The organism is Bacillus sp. JJ1503, from assembly GCF_036965125.1.
Classification (GTDB): Bacteria; Bacillota; Bacilli; order Bacillales; family Cytobacillaceae; genus Cytobacillus.
Genome location: NZ_JBALOZ010000229.1, coordinates 1 through 17,690, shown reverse-complemented (window position 1 = coordinate 17,690; position 17,690 = coordinate 1). Strand labels below are relative to the sequence as shown.

Here is a 17,690-nt window from a genome sequence, read left to right as displayed (position 1 = left end):
GTATATATTTTGTTGATGTAGTATCGAGTTCTTGATTATCTAATTTCGGAAACGGTAATGCTTTTTATACAAATAGAGCAGGAGCTACTTTACATGTAAAAATGATATAATATATCTAAAATTATTAATATGAATCGGAGGCGCATGTCAATGCAGAAAATCAAAATCGGGAATTATTTATCTTTCACACGAATAATGAAGAAATAAGGGTAATTGAAAGCCATTATATAGCTAATATAAGGATTGGGGGATTCCATTGTTAAAAACAATTAATCAAACCTTTATTGATGAATTAGTATTAACTGCTGTATCCAAGAAACATATTTTCGGTGCTGTATTATGTGTTGAAAAGGGAGATGACTCGTTATCCCTAATCAGTGCTGCTGGAAATCTAACTACAAATCGGCCCTATTTCATCGCGAGCGTAACAAAATTATATGTAACGGCTGTCTTGCTGAAACTAAGATCAGAAAATAACCTCCAACTTCATGATAAAATCTCCAAATATTTACCTAATGATATCCTACACGAACTTCACATGCTTAACGGTATAGATTACTCCAACGAAATAACAATTCAACATTTAATGTCTAATACATCGGGAATTCCTGATTACTTTACTGGTGATGTGATTGCCGAATTAACAGCAGGAAACGATCAAAGCTGGGGCTTTGAAAAAACCATAGCAAGTGCAAAACAGAAAAAAACGAAATTTGTTCCTGGAAAAAGGGCTCATTATTCTGATACCAATTATCAGCTTTTAGGGAAAATCATTGAAGTAATTACGGAAAAAGATATTCATACAGTATTCAAGGAGGTTATTTTTGATGAACTAACATTAGAGGCAACATACCTTTTTGAAGAACTGAACGATGTAAAGCCAGCACCTTTCTATTTTAAAGATAAGGAACTGCATTTGCCTTTATACATGTCTTCCATAGGACCAGAGGGAGGCATTGTTTCGACAGCGAGAGAATCTATGATTTTTTTAAAGGCATTTATAAATGGTCACTTTTTTCCTAAAGAATATTTCAATGAGCTAAGAAATTGGAAGATTCTTTTTGGTCCAGGATTATTTTTTTATGGTGTTGGGATTGCAAATCAGCCCATATCTTTTAAACAATTTAAGGAGGGTTTAATTGGACATTGGGGCCAAACAGGTGCTTTTTCGTTTTACCATCCAAAGACTGATCTTTACTTTACAGGAACCGTTAATCAGTTTTATGGGCATAGAATTGCAGCAAAGATGATGATGGATGTCATCAAGATGTATAAAACATAGAGTTGATGTTGTTCTATATTCCACAATTAGGGCGCCTACCTTGAATAAGAAGGGCGTTCTTTTTGAATTGGGCTAAATAATAGAGAATTTCAAAAAAAATTGATTAGTAATGGTTACATAATTAAGCCACAGAAGACCAATATGGGTTTTCTGCTTTTTTATTGGACCGAGTATCTACTCGTGTAACTCTAGCATTCATTACTTAAAAAGGTGGTTTAATAGATTTAAACCTAATGTTAAAAATATGTAAACAGATTTTCAACCGAAAATAGACATAGTATACTAATCATTGAAATTTATTGAAAGTCGAGGATTACCATGATAAAGAAATTGACAGAACTCTTGCGGCCTACTAACCTTCTAGTAATCATTATCTTAATTGTTTTTCCAATCATTCCGATGACATTTATTAGGGCGCTAAATCTAGAGATTGCTGAACCAGATACGTTAGCCTATTTTGGTTCAATTTTAGGAGGAATTTTAACTCTTGTTGGGGTGTCTTTAACGATAAGGCATTCTGATAATTCATATAAGAAGGCGTTTGACAAAAGCCTAGAAAGTGAATTTATTCAATCCTTTCCTCAAAAAATTGAAGCCATTAATAATGTGAAAATTGAAAGTGAAAAATTCCTTTCTGAATTTAAATCTATGATTGGTCCGGTTATTGAACACTCTGAAGCAGTAGGGATAAACTCTGAAACTCTTAAGGAGTTAAAAAATACTTATAGCCTTAAACTTTTACCAATGGCAGCAAGATTAGACGGTCATGTCTATGTTGAGGTGATCCATTATTTAGAGGAAATCGATCATTTTAATGATTTTATTCTTGATAAAGATCGGTATATCGAACGTAATGGTCTTGATATGTATAAGGAAGAATTTAAAGTAAAGTATGCACAGGCTTGCCTTAAAATAAGCCGTTCCATCGAATTTTTTGATGAATATCAAAAATCAATGGGAGATTACTTTACAAAGATCACAAAAGATACGAATCTTTGGAAGCATAATCCCATGCTTAGTCATCAACAAAAGAAAAGAAACCTTTATAGGAAATTCCTCCAGAAAGTCGGTCCATTTAAGAGAGAAAAATTTAAGATTACGGTTGCGCATAATCAAACCTCTCTTGAAAATCCTTTTCATTTAGGGATGCAGAAATTTAAAGAAGTAGTCGAGACAGCATCAAATGATGCACTTCAAGTTGAAATTCATCCTGGAACACTAGGAACAAATGAGGTTGAATTATTGACCAAGCTTCAAAAAGGAGCCATTGATGTCATTGTGGTTTCCCCAAATGTGGTATCAAGGACAGGGATTAATGAACTTGATCTCTTGACTTTACCTTATCTTTTTGACAGCTACGAGCATTGGGAGAGAGCGGTTGATGGGAAAGTTGGACGGTACATTTCTTCTCTAATTAAAAGAAAGTCAAATAATCGTTTACACGTCTTAGGTTACTTGTCAGCAGGTGTAAGACATTACTATGGAAAGAAACCTATTGTTGGATTAGATGATTTAAAAGGAATGACCGTACGAACACAAACAACAGGTGTTGCGGCGGACTATTTAACAAAAATCGGTGCCATTACGACCTCTATGGTTTGGGGTGAAATCTACCAAGGACTCCAACAAAAAACGATTGACTTTGCAGAGAATGCATATCCTTACTTTGTTGAACAGAACCATCATAAAACGGATAATGGAAAATATATCACGGAGACAGGTCACGATTATACAACACGCTTTTTGTTAATGAATGGTAAGAAATATGCGGCTTTATCAAGACAACAGAAAAAAGTTCTTATGGAAGCAGTTAAAGTAGCTGTTGAAGAGGAAAGACAAGCATTATATGATCAGGAAGCAGTGTACAAGGAAATTGCTTTACAAGATGGAGCAGAAATATTCCAAATTGATGCTCAGCCGTTTAAACAAATTGTGGAGCCTATCCAGCAAATGTTAGCAAAGGATATTGAAACAGTGAATTTGTTAAAAACGATTAAGGAATTAAAACAGATTAGTTAAGCCAGAGGGAAAATCTCTGTTTTTTTGGAATTTGGGTATGGTAAACGCAAGCACCTTATACACTCTATACATGTGGAGTGCTGTTCACTGCCTGTAAGAAAAGAATAATACGAGATGTAACAGTGAGATAAGCCTTTCCATTTGGAAAGGCTTTAGTTTTTGTAAATATAAAACGGTTCCCAATTTCTACGTTGCCAGGGTGAGGATTGAAATATTAAGAGTTAAGTACAGCCAACGTAGCTAGTCTCTTATGGTTTATATTTCAGTAAGAGTGCTATTGGCTCTAAGATTAATTTTTTAGAATAAGTCATTAAGGAAGAAAACTGTAGGAAATAGGATTCATCATCTATGTATTTATAAATATTTTTATATTTTGAGCGGCTGCTTTTGTATTTGTAGTTTGAAAAGCGGATGAAAGCAAGTATTTGGGCTGATAGGCAAGTTACCAAAACCAGCTTCAGGTAATAAGTTACTTGTATAAGCCGGAGGAGGGAGAAAATGGGTAGACGAATAAGACATACTTCAAATGATGTGGAGCAGTTAGCTAGGCTTATGCTGGCGGAAGGGATCGGTGAAGGACCCAAAGGGATGAGCATGGTAGGAACGGTTGTGTCCAATCGAGTCGAAGCTGACTGTGCTCCTGACTTCAAAGGGTTGCGCAACATCAGACATGCGATTTATCAAACTATACCTGGGACTGGAATTCCTCATTTCGAGCCAGTCTTAAATGGAACATTGTATACACAACGTCCCAAAGATGCTGACCTCCAAAGGGCTAGGAATTTGTTGCATGGTTATAGGGAACCTCGGTCTAGAATGAATTTGTGGTTTTTTAACCCCAGTCCGGGGAAAAAATTCCGAGCTCCTTGTACCGCCACGATGCCAAGATCCCCCAATACGACGTTCGATCATGCCTACAGGAATCATTGCTTCTATGTGGCTGTACCAGGCTACTGTGAAGAGTTTTATAGATAAATTAAAAAGGAGCTGATCTTCATGACATGTGGAAACTCTAGTTATTATCCAGTGAGTTATTATCCTGGTTATTATCCAGATTCTATGATGCGTAGCAGTGGCACACAATCTGTTGGCTTCCCGACGGCTATGCCAGCTGGACCCTCATATTCTGTACCAACGGTCCCATTAGGTACTGCACAGCAACTTCTCGGAGGTGCGATGGAAGAATCATTTATCGAAAATATTTTACGCTTCAACAAAGGTAAGATTGGTACATTCTACTTTACTTACCAAGGTAACAACCAATGGAATGCGATGGTTTACCATGGACGTGTAGAAACGGCTGGTCGTGACCACCTAATCATCAGCGACCCGAAAAGCGGTAAGCGCTACCTGCTGATGATGGCCAATCTCGACTGGGTGGAATTCGGGGAAAGAATTAATTATCCTTCCCCGACAATCACTCCAGAAGTCCAGGCGTCCCTGACGACAACAGACTGAGTTTGTAGAAAGCTAAAAACCCGCTTACTTTCTTTTTGGAAAATGAGCGGGTTTTTAGTGCTAACACAGATAGATTGTAAATTTAGGAATAAATTGAAGTGAACTTTTTCGCTGGTACAATTAGCACAATTAAAGATTATACAGATGATAAATTCGGTCTGTATGCTTGGATTTAAGAGGAAGAGAGTCAGAGAATCTCTTAGTATGTTTTCAAAATAAAAGACTCTAACCCATGTATAGATTAGAGTCTCTGTTGCATTGGTATTTTATTTATCTATTTGGATTTTGATTGTAATTGGTTCAACGTCCATTTTAACGTTTAATGCGGCGTATGATCCGACTTTGTCAATTCTGCCCCAGAACCCTTCCGTTTTGTTTGTTTTTCTAAAGGTAAATTTGAAGCCAATACCTTTTTTGTCGTCTTCCATGTCAAACCAAATGGCCTCTGCTTTTTGGGCTTCGTTATCGATGAGATCTTCAGTTAGCACTTTTTTTAATACCTGCGCACCGAAGATATCGGTCGCCATTGGATTTTTGCTATAGTATTCGATCCCTTTTGTCGTTTCGTGCATTTTATTAAGCTCGAACGTACCAGCAGATACGTTGAACCGGTCGCCTTTTTCCAAGTAGTGCATCGTTACATTGTTCATAGCAAAGCGCTTACCCTTAGGCTTTGTCGCCTCCTGTAAATCAACGATTAATAAACCGCTCTCACCAACGACTTCAATACTGTCATCCGCGCCATGGTATACCATGGCGGAATTTTCATCAATTCCAAAGCCATAACGTGTTTTATTATATTGGGTTGCCACGAGCAAACGTCCAAAACGACCGCGCTCTAGAAAATGCTGGTCAACGATTCCATGTGGAAAAAATCCGAAACCGGTAGTTAGATACAGTTGATCGTTATCTACCTCTTGATCAGAGTGTTTAAGAAGATGAACTCCTTCCGTTAAGGCGCTGACGCTCGTTCCATTCGCAATCATCGGATTGCTCATAATCGCAGCACCTGCACTTGAACCGCCAAGAACCGCGCCGTTTTCATATATTTTTCGAATGGCTTGTAATACGACAGTATCTTCTCCATCTGATGTCATTAACGTTTTAACATGTCGTAATTGATCACCGCCCACAAACCAAATCGCGTCAGCTTCTTCTATTTTTTTCGCTATTTCGGGACTATTTCCGTTATCCTTCCACGTAGATTCATCCACGTCCTTTGTCGAAGGATCATCGATTACTGCGATGGGTGCCGTGTAAATATTTGCTGCGGAAACACCGTAGTGAATGAAATCCTCTTTATATGCATTAGCACTTCCAATCGGTTCAGCGCTAGAAGCAGGAATAATCGCAATCTCAATATCATCTAGAGACTTCCCTTTATATTGTTGGGCTAAAGTTAAGTATTTCTTGTAAACCGCCTCATTATCTGAATCCAGGGCACCACCAACAATGACGAGCGAACCAGCATTCTTAGTTACATTTTTATTATTCTCAGCTGCTTCTACATTAAATGATGATATCGTTAAGGCAAACACTGTTAACACAAGAACGCAAATAATGGATAATTTCCTCAACCTTAATCCCTCCAATTTTTTATTCAAATGTACCTTTTACAATCGGCACTTTATTTTCGACCATCACTTTCCCTTTGGCGATGACAGTGTCAATGTCGAGAGTCTCTTTATCTAGTAAAACAATGTCAGCATCTGTTCCTTCTTCAATGCGACCCTTGTTCGAAAGCTTAAGCACATTCGCAGGGTTTAATGTAATAACCTGCAGGGCCGTTTCTAATGAAATTCCATCATTGATGACGGCATCTCTTGTCTCCATATATAATGAGGAAACTTTTCCAACTTGAAGACCAATTAATTCTCCATTTTCGTTAAAAGTAGGCAGGCTGCCTTGGCCATCAGACGAAAAAGTAATATTCTCTAGCGGCACACCGGCATCAAGCATCCGCTTCAACCCTTCGCTACACTTCACTTCTCCTTCTTCAAAAAACTGCGGAACGGAACTCGTAGTAAAATCAACGTAACCACCGTTTTTGGCATACTCAATCCCAGCCAAGAATAATTCTTCATTCCGGTTAATATGCGTTGGGTGAAAGTGGGAAATAGGAATATTCGTCTTTTCAATGACTTCCTCGAGCAAAGAAAGCTTATCTGCCCCATCGCCGAGATGAATTTCAACAAGGCCGGCCTTACCCGCTAGAATCCCGCCATTTCGGGCTGCAGAGGCAATTCTTGCAATTTCATCAGTCGTTGGTTCCGATGACCGATGATCGGCAATGGCAATTTCGCCAATCCCGATAATTTTGTCAATAAAAATGAGATCTTCCTCGATTTTGTTCGTGATCGTTCTTACTGGCAACTGATACGAACCTGAATGAATAAAGCATGTCACGCCTTCTTCTTCTAAGCCGTTCGCTTTCGCAAGTAGGCTTTCCATTCGTCTCGTCGTCCCATCCGTACCAAGAAGGCCGACGACCGTCGTTATGCCTGCAGTGGTTAAATCAGTTAACATCAACTCCGGCGTCCGGGTTTTGAAACCACCTTCGCCCCCGCCCCCAATGATATGAACATGGGCATCGATAAATCCAGGGACAACGATTTTGTCTGAAGCATCAATAACCGTAATAGGAACAAAATTATCAGGTTGTTCAATGAGCTCTCTTACATAACCGATTTTACTATCAACTAGCAATATATCCTTCTTGCCTAAATAATAAGGTGCATACACTTCCCCATTTTTAATTAAAGTAAGCACTATATTCCCCTCCTACGTTACACTCTAGATGTGCTCTTTTTAAAACGGACCATAATTGATTAGATGTGCGACAACAACTGCAATTAAGCCAATTACAAATTGGATAATCACTAACGGTAAAACCCACTTTGCCCATTTCGTCCATGGAATCCCAGCGATCGCCAACCCAGCCATTAAAGTACCGGCAGTTGGGAAAATAATATTTCCGATTCCATCAGCAAATGAGAAGGATAGAACAGCAGTCTGTCTTGTAATATCAAGTAAATCAGCGAGCGGTGTCATAATAGGCATTGTTAACATCGCATGTCCACTTCCAGATGCTAAAATAAAGTGAATCACCGTTTGGAAACTATACATACCCATAACACTGATCGTTCCTGGAACATGACTAATCGCTTCCGATATACCATACAGCATCGGATCGACGATATTCCCTTGGTTTAAGACAACTAACGTCGCCCGTGATACCCCGATAATTAATGCACCGGTTATTAAAGCAGCGGAACCGCTCATAAAGTTTTTCACAAGATTATCAACAGAAAGTCTGCCAATGATGCCAATAACGATCGTTAAAATAATAAATAAAGCCGCAATCTCAGAAAGGTACCACTCATATTTGATTACTCCGTAAGCTAGAACGACATAGGCTGATAGAAATGCCCCAAGAATTAATTTATGTTTTGTTGTCAATTGCACATTTGATTTCAGCAGCTCGTCGGCAGCTGTTTTGTCGTAATTGCCGTAAAAACCTAATTCAGGGTTTCGTTTTACCTTCATTGCATAACGATAAACAAAAATCACAGAAACAAGGTAAACAATAACAAACAAGATTAAGCGTAATCCAATCCCTGAGAATAATGGAAGTTCTGCAATTCCTTGAGCAATTCCCACTGTAAATGGATTCATAACAGCCGTTGTAAAACCAGCAGCTGCACCAAGGAGTACAATGGCCATCCCTGTGATCGTGTCAAAACCAAGGGCGATGGCAAGCGGAATTAATAAAGGTATATAAGCTAGCCCCTCCTCGGCCATCCCCATTAATGATCCTCCAGCAGCAAAAAACAGCATCATTATTGGGATTAACAGCTTTTCCCGTTTCGCTAGTTTTTTCGCCATTGTGGCAATTAAGACATCAATGGTTCCAGTCGCCTTGAATACACCAAAAAATCCCCCAATGATTAAAACAAAGAAAATAATACCGCCGGCTTCCACCATTCCTTTATGAATGGCTTTCACCATATCGAAAGGATTTACTGGTGAAGATTCCGTCCATTGAAATGAACCTGGCTCAACGACGGTTCTGCCATCTACCTCTACTCGGTTGTACTCCCCGGCTGGCAAAACCCACGTTAAAATCATCGCCACGACAACTACTCCGAATAATAACGCAAAGGCATTGATTTGCACCGGCTTCTTTTTAGGCGCGGTTTCCGGTTCCACGTTCTTGCTTAATTGACTCATTAACCCATCTCCTTTTTAGAATTTTAATGAATGACACTTAATTTATATGCAATTATTGTGCCAACTCGAGGGTTGTGTGAGTTCTGAAAATTTAATTAATAAAGGCTTTATATTGGTTCTTTTTGGGTCTTTCTGGTAGAATGAAAGAACCAAAATCACGCAAAGGGAGGGTTCTACTATCAAACAATCACTTACCTTAATTGCAGGCAGCAGACAGACAAAACAAGTTTTGCATGAACAGCTGCAACAGTTATTGGGAGATTACGTCCAAATTGAAATTTACTCCACTGATGAAGGGCTACCCACTCAACTGGCCGATGATTTCTTTTTGTTCTCATCAGAGGTGACAAGGCTAGAATCGCATGAGGTGTGTCAGATTAATGGCAAAGAAATGATGGTTGGAAAACGGACAATCCATCACCGATTCATTGACCAGCTGTTAAAAATCCCGGTAAATTCTGATGTTCTCGTTGTCAATGATGATGATTCCGCAACGATTGAAGTGATCGAATCGCTTTATCAGCTAGGTATTGATCATTTACGGTTCATCCCATACAAGAAGGACCAAATTTTTTATAAAAATATCGATATCGCTATATCTCCCGGCGAAACCCATCTTTGTCCGCCCTCTATTAATAAAGTCATTGATATTGGAGTTCGGCTGTTTGATATGGCAACCATTTTAAAAGTAGTAGAATACTTTTGTTTAGGCGAAAAAATCTCGTCATTGATTTCAGAAAGATATATTCGTAACATCATTGATTTGCAACGGGAGCTATCATACGCGGAACAAAATGCAAAACAAATGAAACAGCATATTCAAAACGTGGTCAACACTGTCGATGACGGCATTATTGCGATTAATAAACAGCATCGGGTCACCGTTTTTAATCGGCGCTTAGGGGCCTTGTTTCATCTTCCTGTTGATGACGCCATCAATAAGCAATTGGAGGAAGTGATCGTCCAACAAGATCTTATCGACTTTATCTTACATGGTAATGAAGAAAGTAAATTTTTTACGATTTACGGTGTGGATCTTGTCATTTTCCGTCATCAAATGGAAACGGAAAATACAATCGTGGCGACTTTTAAAAGTATTCATCAAGCGTTTGAAGTTGAAAAAATGGCGCAGAGGGAATTGAAAAACAAAGGATTTTACGCCAAATACAACTTCGATGACATCGTTGGGGACCACCCGCTCCTCAAAGAAACGAAACTAATTGCCAAAAAGCTGGCCCTCTCCGAGCATCCGATTTTAATTCAAGGGGAAACAGGGACGGGAAAAGAATTATTCGCTCACTCGATCCATCTTCATTCAATGCGAAAAAACGGACCATTTATCGCCATCAATTGTAGTGCTTTAACCGAAAATTTACTTGAAAGCGAATTGTTTGGCTACGAGGAAGGGGCTTTTACTGGTGCGCAAAAAGGCGGAAAAAAAGGGTTGTTCGAATTAGCGGATAATGGAACAATTTTTTTAGATGAAATAGGCGATATTAGTCTCGCCGTTCAATCCCATTTATTACGGGTCCTTCAGGAGAAAGAATTGCGGCGAATCGGCGGGAGAAAAGTCATTCCCATAAATGTCCGGGTCATCGCGGCCACAAATAAGGACATTCAACTAAAATCGGAAGAAGGCTCATTTCGTTCTGATTTATTTTACCGCTTGAACGTTCTTACGCTTTCTGTTCCACCGCTTCGAAATCGAAAAACGGATATCCCGTTATTGGTCAAACATTTTATTACGAAAAGCGGAAAATGGGTCAAGGTTGAAGAAAATCTCCCAGAACAGCTGCAAAAACACGAATGGTTAGGTAATATCCGTGAATTAAAAAGCACGATTGACTATATGCTCACCATCTGTGATGGAAATAAGATTGAACTGAAAGACATTCCTTACAACCGCATTCAAAAAAATAGGAAGCAAGAGATAGTAACGAGCTATCCAATTCCTAACAATTTATTAGAAATATATGAATATAAGTTTATCCTCGAAACGATTAAACACTGTAATGATAACGGTAAGCCGGCAAGTCGACAGCATATTTCAATGGTTAGCGAGGAAACCGGTTCTTTTTTATCGCCGCAGCAAGTTCGCAGACGATTGGATTACCTCGAAACCAAAGACTTCATTACGAAAGGCAGGGGAAGATCCGGCACTAAAATTACCACGATCGGGGTAGAGTATTTACACCAGCTTGAATTACATGCAACATAACAACAGCCGATAAACTTAATACTGCTCCTTTAGGCTTTCTTTATTTATTAATCCGACACGAGAAAAAGCGGTTGAGGCGACAAGAGGTATTTTGTCACTTCAACCGATTTTAGTTTAATAGGAAGTTATCCTGCTAAGCAGTGCTCGGTAATAAAATTGTGATACTTAAATACGCTGGGGGCAGGCGCCATTTGTTAGTGCGGTAATCCTTTCCTCCTGCTTTACCATTCAATAAAACAGACAAAATCCCTACCTTTAATTAGTCAGAATAATCCAAAATAACCATTTTATTTAAATATTCTTTCAAATATACTGGTATTGTAATTGAAAATAATGATAGTTTGGGAGGGTTTGTGTTGAAAAAATTATGGATGTCTTTTGTCGTAGTAATGTTCTTTGTGTCAGCTCTGTTAACATCTCAAGCAAATGCAGCTGACACCGTTCCTGGTGGTCCATCGACAAATGGAAACACGAGTATGGACAGTATGATTACATACGATGACATGATTAAAGAACTGAAGAAAATCGAACACACGAGTAAAGGGAAAGTAGAAGTATTCACGTTAGATGAATACGGAAAGAGTGAGCAGAACCGAAGCTTCTACGCAGCTAAAGTGGGTACAGGCCCAATTAAAATTTGGGTACAAGCTCAAATTCACGGAGATGAAAAATTAACTACTGATGCAGTATTAGAATTATTAAAAACTTTTGGAAGTAGCGGATCCAAAGATATTGAAAAGATCTTAAAAGAAACAACTATTTATGCAATCCCTATGTATAATCCGGATGGAAGCATCATGAACACACGAACAACTGCACTTCATGATGAAAATGGACAACCTAGAGTAGACAACAGAGGTCGTGCTATGACGATTGATTTAAATCGTGATTGGGCAGATAACGGGTTTCAAGCAAAAGAATCACTTGTCTTCTACAAATACTGGGCAGATGTGAAACCAGATTTCGCTGTGGATCTTCACCATCAAGGATTTAAAACAGTTTACGGAACAAATGAATCAACATCCATGTCTCTTGGAGTTTCATTAGCACCAAATGGACCAACTTTACCAGGTATTAAAGACGGCTTATACAATGACCTTACACGCCAAATGAACGTCTATGTATACGATGCATTAAAAAATTACGGGTATATGCATATTGATCGTTACCAAACCGGCAGTGGTGATAAGAGATACGAGATTGACATCAAAGGCGGAGTTGTTTCTGCTATGATGATGGGCTTAAACTACGACAATATCAATCCGACTAATCACAGCAACCCAGCCATCTTCTTTGAAACGAAAGGCAATACAAGAGATGGAAATCTAGGACAAAAATCAAACGGGCATTTAATCAAACAAAATTATCTTGGATTAAAAGCCTTACTTTACGGCTTAGCCACAGGTGAAGTACAAAAGGTTAATCCAGATCGTTGGGAAGAAGAGATTCCAGCTTACCCGCTGGCTGGGTATCAAACGGATTCTGGGATTGTTCCGGTGAGTTATTAATAAAAAACTGAGCCCCGCAAGGAGTGATCCTGTATGGGGCTTTGTTGTTTGTTTAGTTCTTTAGTTATAATAAGTAAAATATCACAGTAGTGGGGATCAGGCGCCAATTTTAGGGAGTTAAGCTTCCGGCTTGATTCCTTTTTTATTTATTACAATTTCTCATCATGATTTTTAGAACCTCATTTATTTCAAACATTAAAATAGTAGCAAAATAAAGTACCAGAGATAAGTGATAGCCCCGCCTCAGTAATGCTATAAAACACTGGGCGACAGGCACCGTTTTACAGCAAAAAAAATATAATTCTCCAAAAATATGAGGAGAAATTATACCTTTTTCTATTATTTAGGAAACGTTTTTAAGTACTTCCCTTTTCACAAGATGCTTCTTTCTGTCTTGCGCGCTAGATTCGTTATGTTATAGTTTTATTTATTAATGACATACTTTAGGGGATTAGAGCAATGGAGGACCATGATTGGCTAATACTGCAGGTACTTTATAAACATAAAAATATTACAAGAACAGCTCAGGAATTATTCACTTCTCAACCTTCCATAACGAAACGACTTCGTAAAATGGAAATAGAATTCGGTGTTACCATTGTGAAAGGGGGAAGGAGGGGTGTTCAGTTTACTCCTCAAGGGGAATTTTTGGCAAAGTCAGCAGATTATGTCCTTTATAACCTTCGTAGAATCAAAGAGAAAGTTCAAAATATGGATACTCAAGTTGCTGGGACTTTAAGAATAGGTTTATCTAATTACTCTACGAAACAAAAGCTTCCAGGGATTTTGAAAATGTTTAAAGAGAAAAATCCAAATGTGGAGTTTCAAGTAATCACCGGATACTCCCGGGAAATTTATGATTTGGTTTATAATCGGGAAGTACATGTTGGATTTGTTCGTGGAAATTTTAACTGGACTGATCAAAGCCATTTATTATTTGAAGAGCCCATATGTCTAGCGTCTGTTGGCAACATTAACTTGAAAAATCTCCCTAAACTGCCACGAATAGATTATCACACGGAACACAGTTTTAAAACAATACTGGACAACTGGTGGATAGAGAACTATTCCGAGCCACCTCTTATTGGGATAAAAGTAGATAATGTAGATACATGCAGGGAAATGATCATCAATGGCTTGGGGTATGCAATCGTACCAAGACGAATATTAGATAACGATGAACATGTGAATAAAATAGACATCAAAGATAAACAGGGAAAGCGGATTTTAAGACAAACATGGATGTACTATAAAAATGAAACTCTTGAATTGAATACTGTGCGCGCTTTTGTCAACTTTATTAAAAAGTTAGACCTGGAATAAAGGAACCAAATGAGACTTGACTTGTTTGGTTCTTTTTTGTGCCTAATTTTAGGTATTCAAAACAGGTATCATTATCTATTCAAAACGGATTGTTTTTTTGTATCTAAGTACGAACTATAATTAACCCATGAAGAACTTCATTTATTTATTAAAACAGGGTTAACCCTTTGGATAATTTACTGAAAATTACGACTTATTAATCTTGAGAGATTTAGGAAAGGTGGCTAAAGTATAAGATTTAACTCTATTCATTTTTACTTATTTATCTAGTAGGGATAAATAGTTTAAAGAAAATTATTCTAACAAAAGTTTTACTGTGCCTGTTGTTGCTTTGTTATTAACTATGTTACTTGTTATGTCGATCATGATCATAGTCGACATGCTACTTCAGGAGATGGCCAATGAAAAAAGCTTTATTTAATAAATGAAGGAGTTGTCACGGATAATGTCATCCATAAATTACGAAAAGTTGTTAATAGATTTTGAGCCTGATTTTGAATTTGTCCCACCGAAGGCGATACCACCGGAAGAATTTCATGGCAGAATTGAGCGTATGCGCCAATCAGCAGCAGATCGAGGATACGACGTTCTTCTTATTCATGCAGACGGCGCTAAGTCTTTTAAGACTACAAATATGTATTTAAGATATGCGTGTGATTGGGCACGTGAGGGTGTGCTAATCATTCCCACGGACAGTAATGAAGGACTTCACTTGGTCTCCTTCTTTACCCAATCTGTGATTCTTCCACCACCAGGTGAACCAGTAGGTATTGAGAAACTCTGGCAAGTTGGAGCACTCGGTCAGGAATTCTCAGGGCGTTCTAGTACGTCTGAAGTTCAACTGGTTGAAGCTATATCAAAGATTTTAACAGATTTAGGCTATAGCTCGGCAAGCGTTGGGGTGATTGGAGATCATTCGTCCACTCAGTATTGGGAAGGGATTAGAATAAAACTGCCAAAGTTAAAAATTGTGGATGAAACTCAGATTATTATAGATATGCAGACAATCCGGTCGAAAAACGAACAGGATCTGATTCGGGCTTCTGCCCAGCTAATGGACATTGGATTCCAGGCTGCGTGTCATGTAACTAAGCCTGGGGTAACGGATTTTGAAATTTATGCGGCTTTCACGTTTGCACAGATGGCTCGTGGCGGTGAAAGCGGGGATGGTTATCAAATAGGGGTTAATAGGTTTGGTACCCACTGTGGAAAACCATATGGACATAAGGTGGCTTCTGGTGATCTCATCAACATGTATATGTCTGCTTTGCCATATCATGGCTACACGGCTCAGGCTTCTAGGATGATCGCAGTTGGTGATATCACTTCAAAACAAGAGGAAACTCTTGAGGTATGTACTGAGGCTGTGCGTCGAGCAGAGAGTATAATCCGTCCTGGTGTACCTTTTTGTGATCTCCATAAAGCTGCATTTTCAGTGTACCTTGAGCACGGATACCTCAAAGACGATACAACAGCTACGATGCCCTATAACTGGGCCCCACTTGATGATTTATCGGCTAGAGAAATTCCATTACAGTATGTTCAAAATAAGGATTATGAAAGTTATGGAAGGAAACTTCAGCACGTTTATCCGCCAGTAGCTGGTCCTCATAACCCAAATTTAGGACATTCTGTGGGCATGTCAGGTAATCCCAAATTCAACATCACCTCTCACAATACGGATATTATTGAGCCTGGAATGATCTTTGTGTTGCATGCTCAATGGCTTGATCCAATGACGTCGGGTGCTAATATTGGGAATTGCTATCTAGTCACAGAGGATGGATTCGAGAACCTTAATTGTCATACCCCACTTGAAACGATTCGAATAAAGCCTAGTATGTCTGCATCCAGTTTGGCAGAACCCGCGGCAATATATTCAAACAAATTTATGAAGTAGTTGCATTATACGAAAAAAGCATTAAACCGTACGTACCTAGAATAATACTAATATTTTTGAAATTCAATTCATTGTAAAGGGTGGTTGTTTATGATTGAAGAAGTATTTAATACTTTGATGGTATTCGGTTTGCTTTTGATTGCGGGAGTTGCTATCCGTGAAATTGTTCCTTTTTTTCAAAAGTTTCTGATTCCGTCTAGTGTAATCGCTGGATTTTTAGGGCTGATTCTGGGGCAACAGGTGCTAGGTTGGATTACAATTCCTGAATCATTTTCATCTATTCCTATTTATGCAATGTATATTTTAATGACCTGTGTGCCTCTAGGCATTACCGTTACAGGTAAGAAGGTTATCCAACATATGGATTTTGCTTTTGGTAACATGATCATGTATGGATTCCAATTAGTTTTTGGTGTTCTTATCGGGGCTCTACTCATCGGTTTCTGGCCGAATCTACCTGAAGGTTGGGGCTTAATGGGTGTTGCAGCATTATTCGGCTCACATGGAAGTGTTCCTATTGTTTCAAGTGTTATTGATCCCACTGGAGAGCTTGGTGCTCAAAGTATCGGGATGGTTATGGCTACATTAGGTGTACTTCTAGCTATAATACCAGGTATCATTGCAGCTAACTATGGTGTTCGTCGTGGATGGGGTGCTTTTACTAAGGATATTAAGAATAAAGATAAGAGCTTCTTCCGCGGTACTCTACCTGAAAACGACCGTAAACCGATAGGTAGACTGACTGTTAGTCCGAGCAACGTAACTTCAATCGCTTTCCAGCTAGGTATTCTTGCTGTCAGTTTTAAATTTGGTGAGCTAATTTTAACAGGTATTTCTTCCGTAATCCCATTCCTTGGTAATATCCCAACTATGATATACGGAATTGTCGGTTCACTTATTTTGTGGCCAATCATGAAAAAGGTGAAATTTGATGGGTATGTTGATAAGCCGACCATTAATGAAATAAGTAATTTTTCTCTAGAAATCATTATTTTAACAGCTTGTGCTTCTATTCAGTTAAGTATAATTAGCGAATTTTTAGTCCCTCTATTAATCTTAACTCTTATTATATGTGCTGTTACATTCATTTTTACCCATTTCTGGTATAAGAAAATTAATAATCCAGAATGGTTCGAAAAGTCATTGATGAACTATGGGATGGCAACTGGTTCCAACCCTCAGGGACTTTCTCTCGTTCGTGTCGTTGATCCTAAAAATGAATCCAGCATTTACGAGGCGCTAGGTGTCTATAATGCCGTCTTTTTCTGGAATAAACTTCTCCTACCTTTGGCTGCGTCCCTGATACTCATAGGTACGGTAGTTCCTGTTTATATTATTGGAACCGCTTTAATGATTGTTCCATTAGTGTTAGCCTATATTCTCTTCAGGAAGAAGAAGGGTGCGGGCAAGACTAAGGCAAGAAAAATTTCTTAACCTAGGACTGAATTAATAAAAGCGAATCCGAACACAACCTATCTGTGTCATGTCGGGGCACTTCGACAAAGAAGAACCAGGAATCGGGAAAGCTGTTTTGGGTTCTTTAGTTTTAATCAGAAGCTCATAAAAAAAACTCTAATAATTCCAGGTGCCTACCCCCAGTGAGTTAATCTAATAATACATTGGGGGTCAGGCATATTATTTTATAGTTGCTGGTTATTTCAAATACCTCAAATATTATCCCAAGTTACTCTTATCAAATATCATACTTTAAATAAATAGTGTTTTAAGCAGGGAACAACAATACTATCCTTC

12 protein-coding genes are annotated in these 17,690 nt (G+C 38.5%); 9 read left to right on the top strand and 3 right to left on the bottom strand.

What is annotated here, in order from left to right; genetic code table 11:
- Positions 1 to 256 precede the first annotated feature (256 nt).
- The 4 genes from V7149_RS17175 (at position 257) to gerQ (ending at position 4,759) form a co-directional block, all read left to right on the top strand.
- A complete protein-coding gene (locus V7149_RS17175; protein WP_335346827.1) occupies positions 257 to 1,282 on the top strand; it encodes a serine hydrolase domain-containing protein in 1,026 nt (341 codons plus the stop codon).
- A gap of 318 nt (positions 1,283 to 1,600) precedes the next feature.
- Positions 1,601 to 3,301, top strand: a complete 1,701-nt coding sequence (locus V7149_RS17170; protein ID WP_335346826.1) for a TRAP transporter substrate-binding protein — start codon at positions 1,601 to 1,603, stop codon at positions 3,299 to 3,301.
- A gap of 498 nt (positions 3,302 to 3,799) precedes the next feature.
- Positions 3,800 to 4,276: a cell wall hydrolase gene (locus V7149_RS17165; protein ID WP_335346825.1), complete on the top strand. Its 477-nt coding sequence runs from the start codon at positions 3,800 to 3,802 to the stop codon at positions 4,274 to 4,276.
- A gap of 21 nt (positions 4,277 to 4,297) precedes the next feature.
- The gene (gerQ, locus tag V7149_RS17160; protein WP_335346824.1) at positions 4,298 to 4,759 is read left to right on the top strand and encodes a spore coat protein GerQ; all 462 of its coding nucleotides are present in this window, start codon (positions 4,298 to 4,300) and stop codon (positions 4,757 to 4,759) included.
- A 266-nt stretch (positions 4,760 to 5,025) separates the two neighbouring features.
- Here gerQ and V7149_RS17155 read toward each other — a convergent pair whose 3' ends face one another.
- The 3 genes from V7149_RS17155 to V7149_RS17145 are packed head-to-tail and all read right to left on the bottom strand — an operon-like array spanning position 5,026 to position 8,989.
- A complete protein-coding gene (locus V7149_RS17155) occupies positions 5,026 to 6,336 on the bottom strand; it encodes a cyanophycinase (protein ID WP_335346823.1) in 1,311 nt (436 codons plus the stop codon).
- 19 nt (positions 6,337 to 6,355) lie between these two features.
- A complete protein-coding gene (iadA, locus tag V7149_RS17150) occupies positions 6,356 to 7,528 on the bottom strand; it encodes a beta-aspartyl-peptidase (RefSeq protein ID WP_335346822.1) in 1,173 nt (390 codons plus the stop codon).
- Positions 7,529 to 7,567: 39 nt separating this feature from the next.
- Positions 7,568 to 8,989, bottom strand: a complete 1,422-nt coding sequence (locus V7149_RS17145) for a YfcC family protein (protein ID WP_335346821.1) — start codon at positions 8,987 to 8,989, stop codon at positions 7,568 to 7,570.
- Positions 8,990 to 9,167: 178 nt separating this feature from the next.
- Here V7149_RS17145 and V7149_RS17140 point away from each other — a divergent pair, with 178 nt between their 5' ends.
- The 5 genes from V7149_RS17140 (at position 9,168) to V7149_RS17120 (ending at position 17,372) form a co-directional block, all read left to right on the top strand.
- A complete protein-coding gene (locus V7149_RS17140) occupies positions 9,168 to 11,207 on the top strand; it encodes a sigma-54 interaction domain-containing protein (RefSeq protein ID WP_335346828.1) in 2,040 nt (679 codons plus the stop codon).
- A 356-nt stretch (positions 11,208 to 11,563) separates the two neighbouring features.
- On the top strand, positions 11,564 to 12,715 hold the full coding sequence (locus tag V7149_RS17135; RefSeq protein ID WP_335346820.1) for a M14 family zinc carboxypeptidase: 1,152 nt from the start codon (positions 11,564 to 11,566) through the stop codon (positions 12,713 to 12,715).
- Between the two features lie 459 nt (positions 12,716 to 13,174).
- Positions 13,175 to 14,038: a LysR family transcriptional regulator gene (locus V7149_RS17130; RefSeq protein WP_335346819.1), complete on the top strand. Its 864-nt coding sequence runs from the start codon at positions 13,175 to 13,177 to the stop codon at positions 14,036 to 14,038.
- Between the two features lie 445 nt (positions 14,039 to 14,483).
- A complete protein-coding gene (locus V7149_RS17125; RefSeq protein ID WP_335346818.1) occupies positions 14,484 to 15,938 on the top strand; it encodes a M24 family metallopeptidase in 1,455 nt (484 codons plus the stop codon).
- 90 nt (positions 15,939 to 16,028) lie between these two features.
- Positions 16,029 to 17,372, top strand: a complete 1,344-nt coding sequence (locus V7149_RS17120) for a sodium/glutamate symporter (RefSeq protein ID WP_335346817.1) — start codon at positions 16,029 to 16,031, stop codon at positions 17,370 to 17,372.
- Positions 17,373 to 17,690 lie beyond the last annotated feature (318 nt).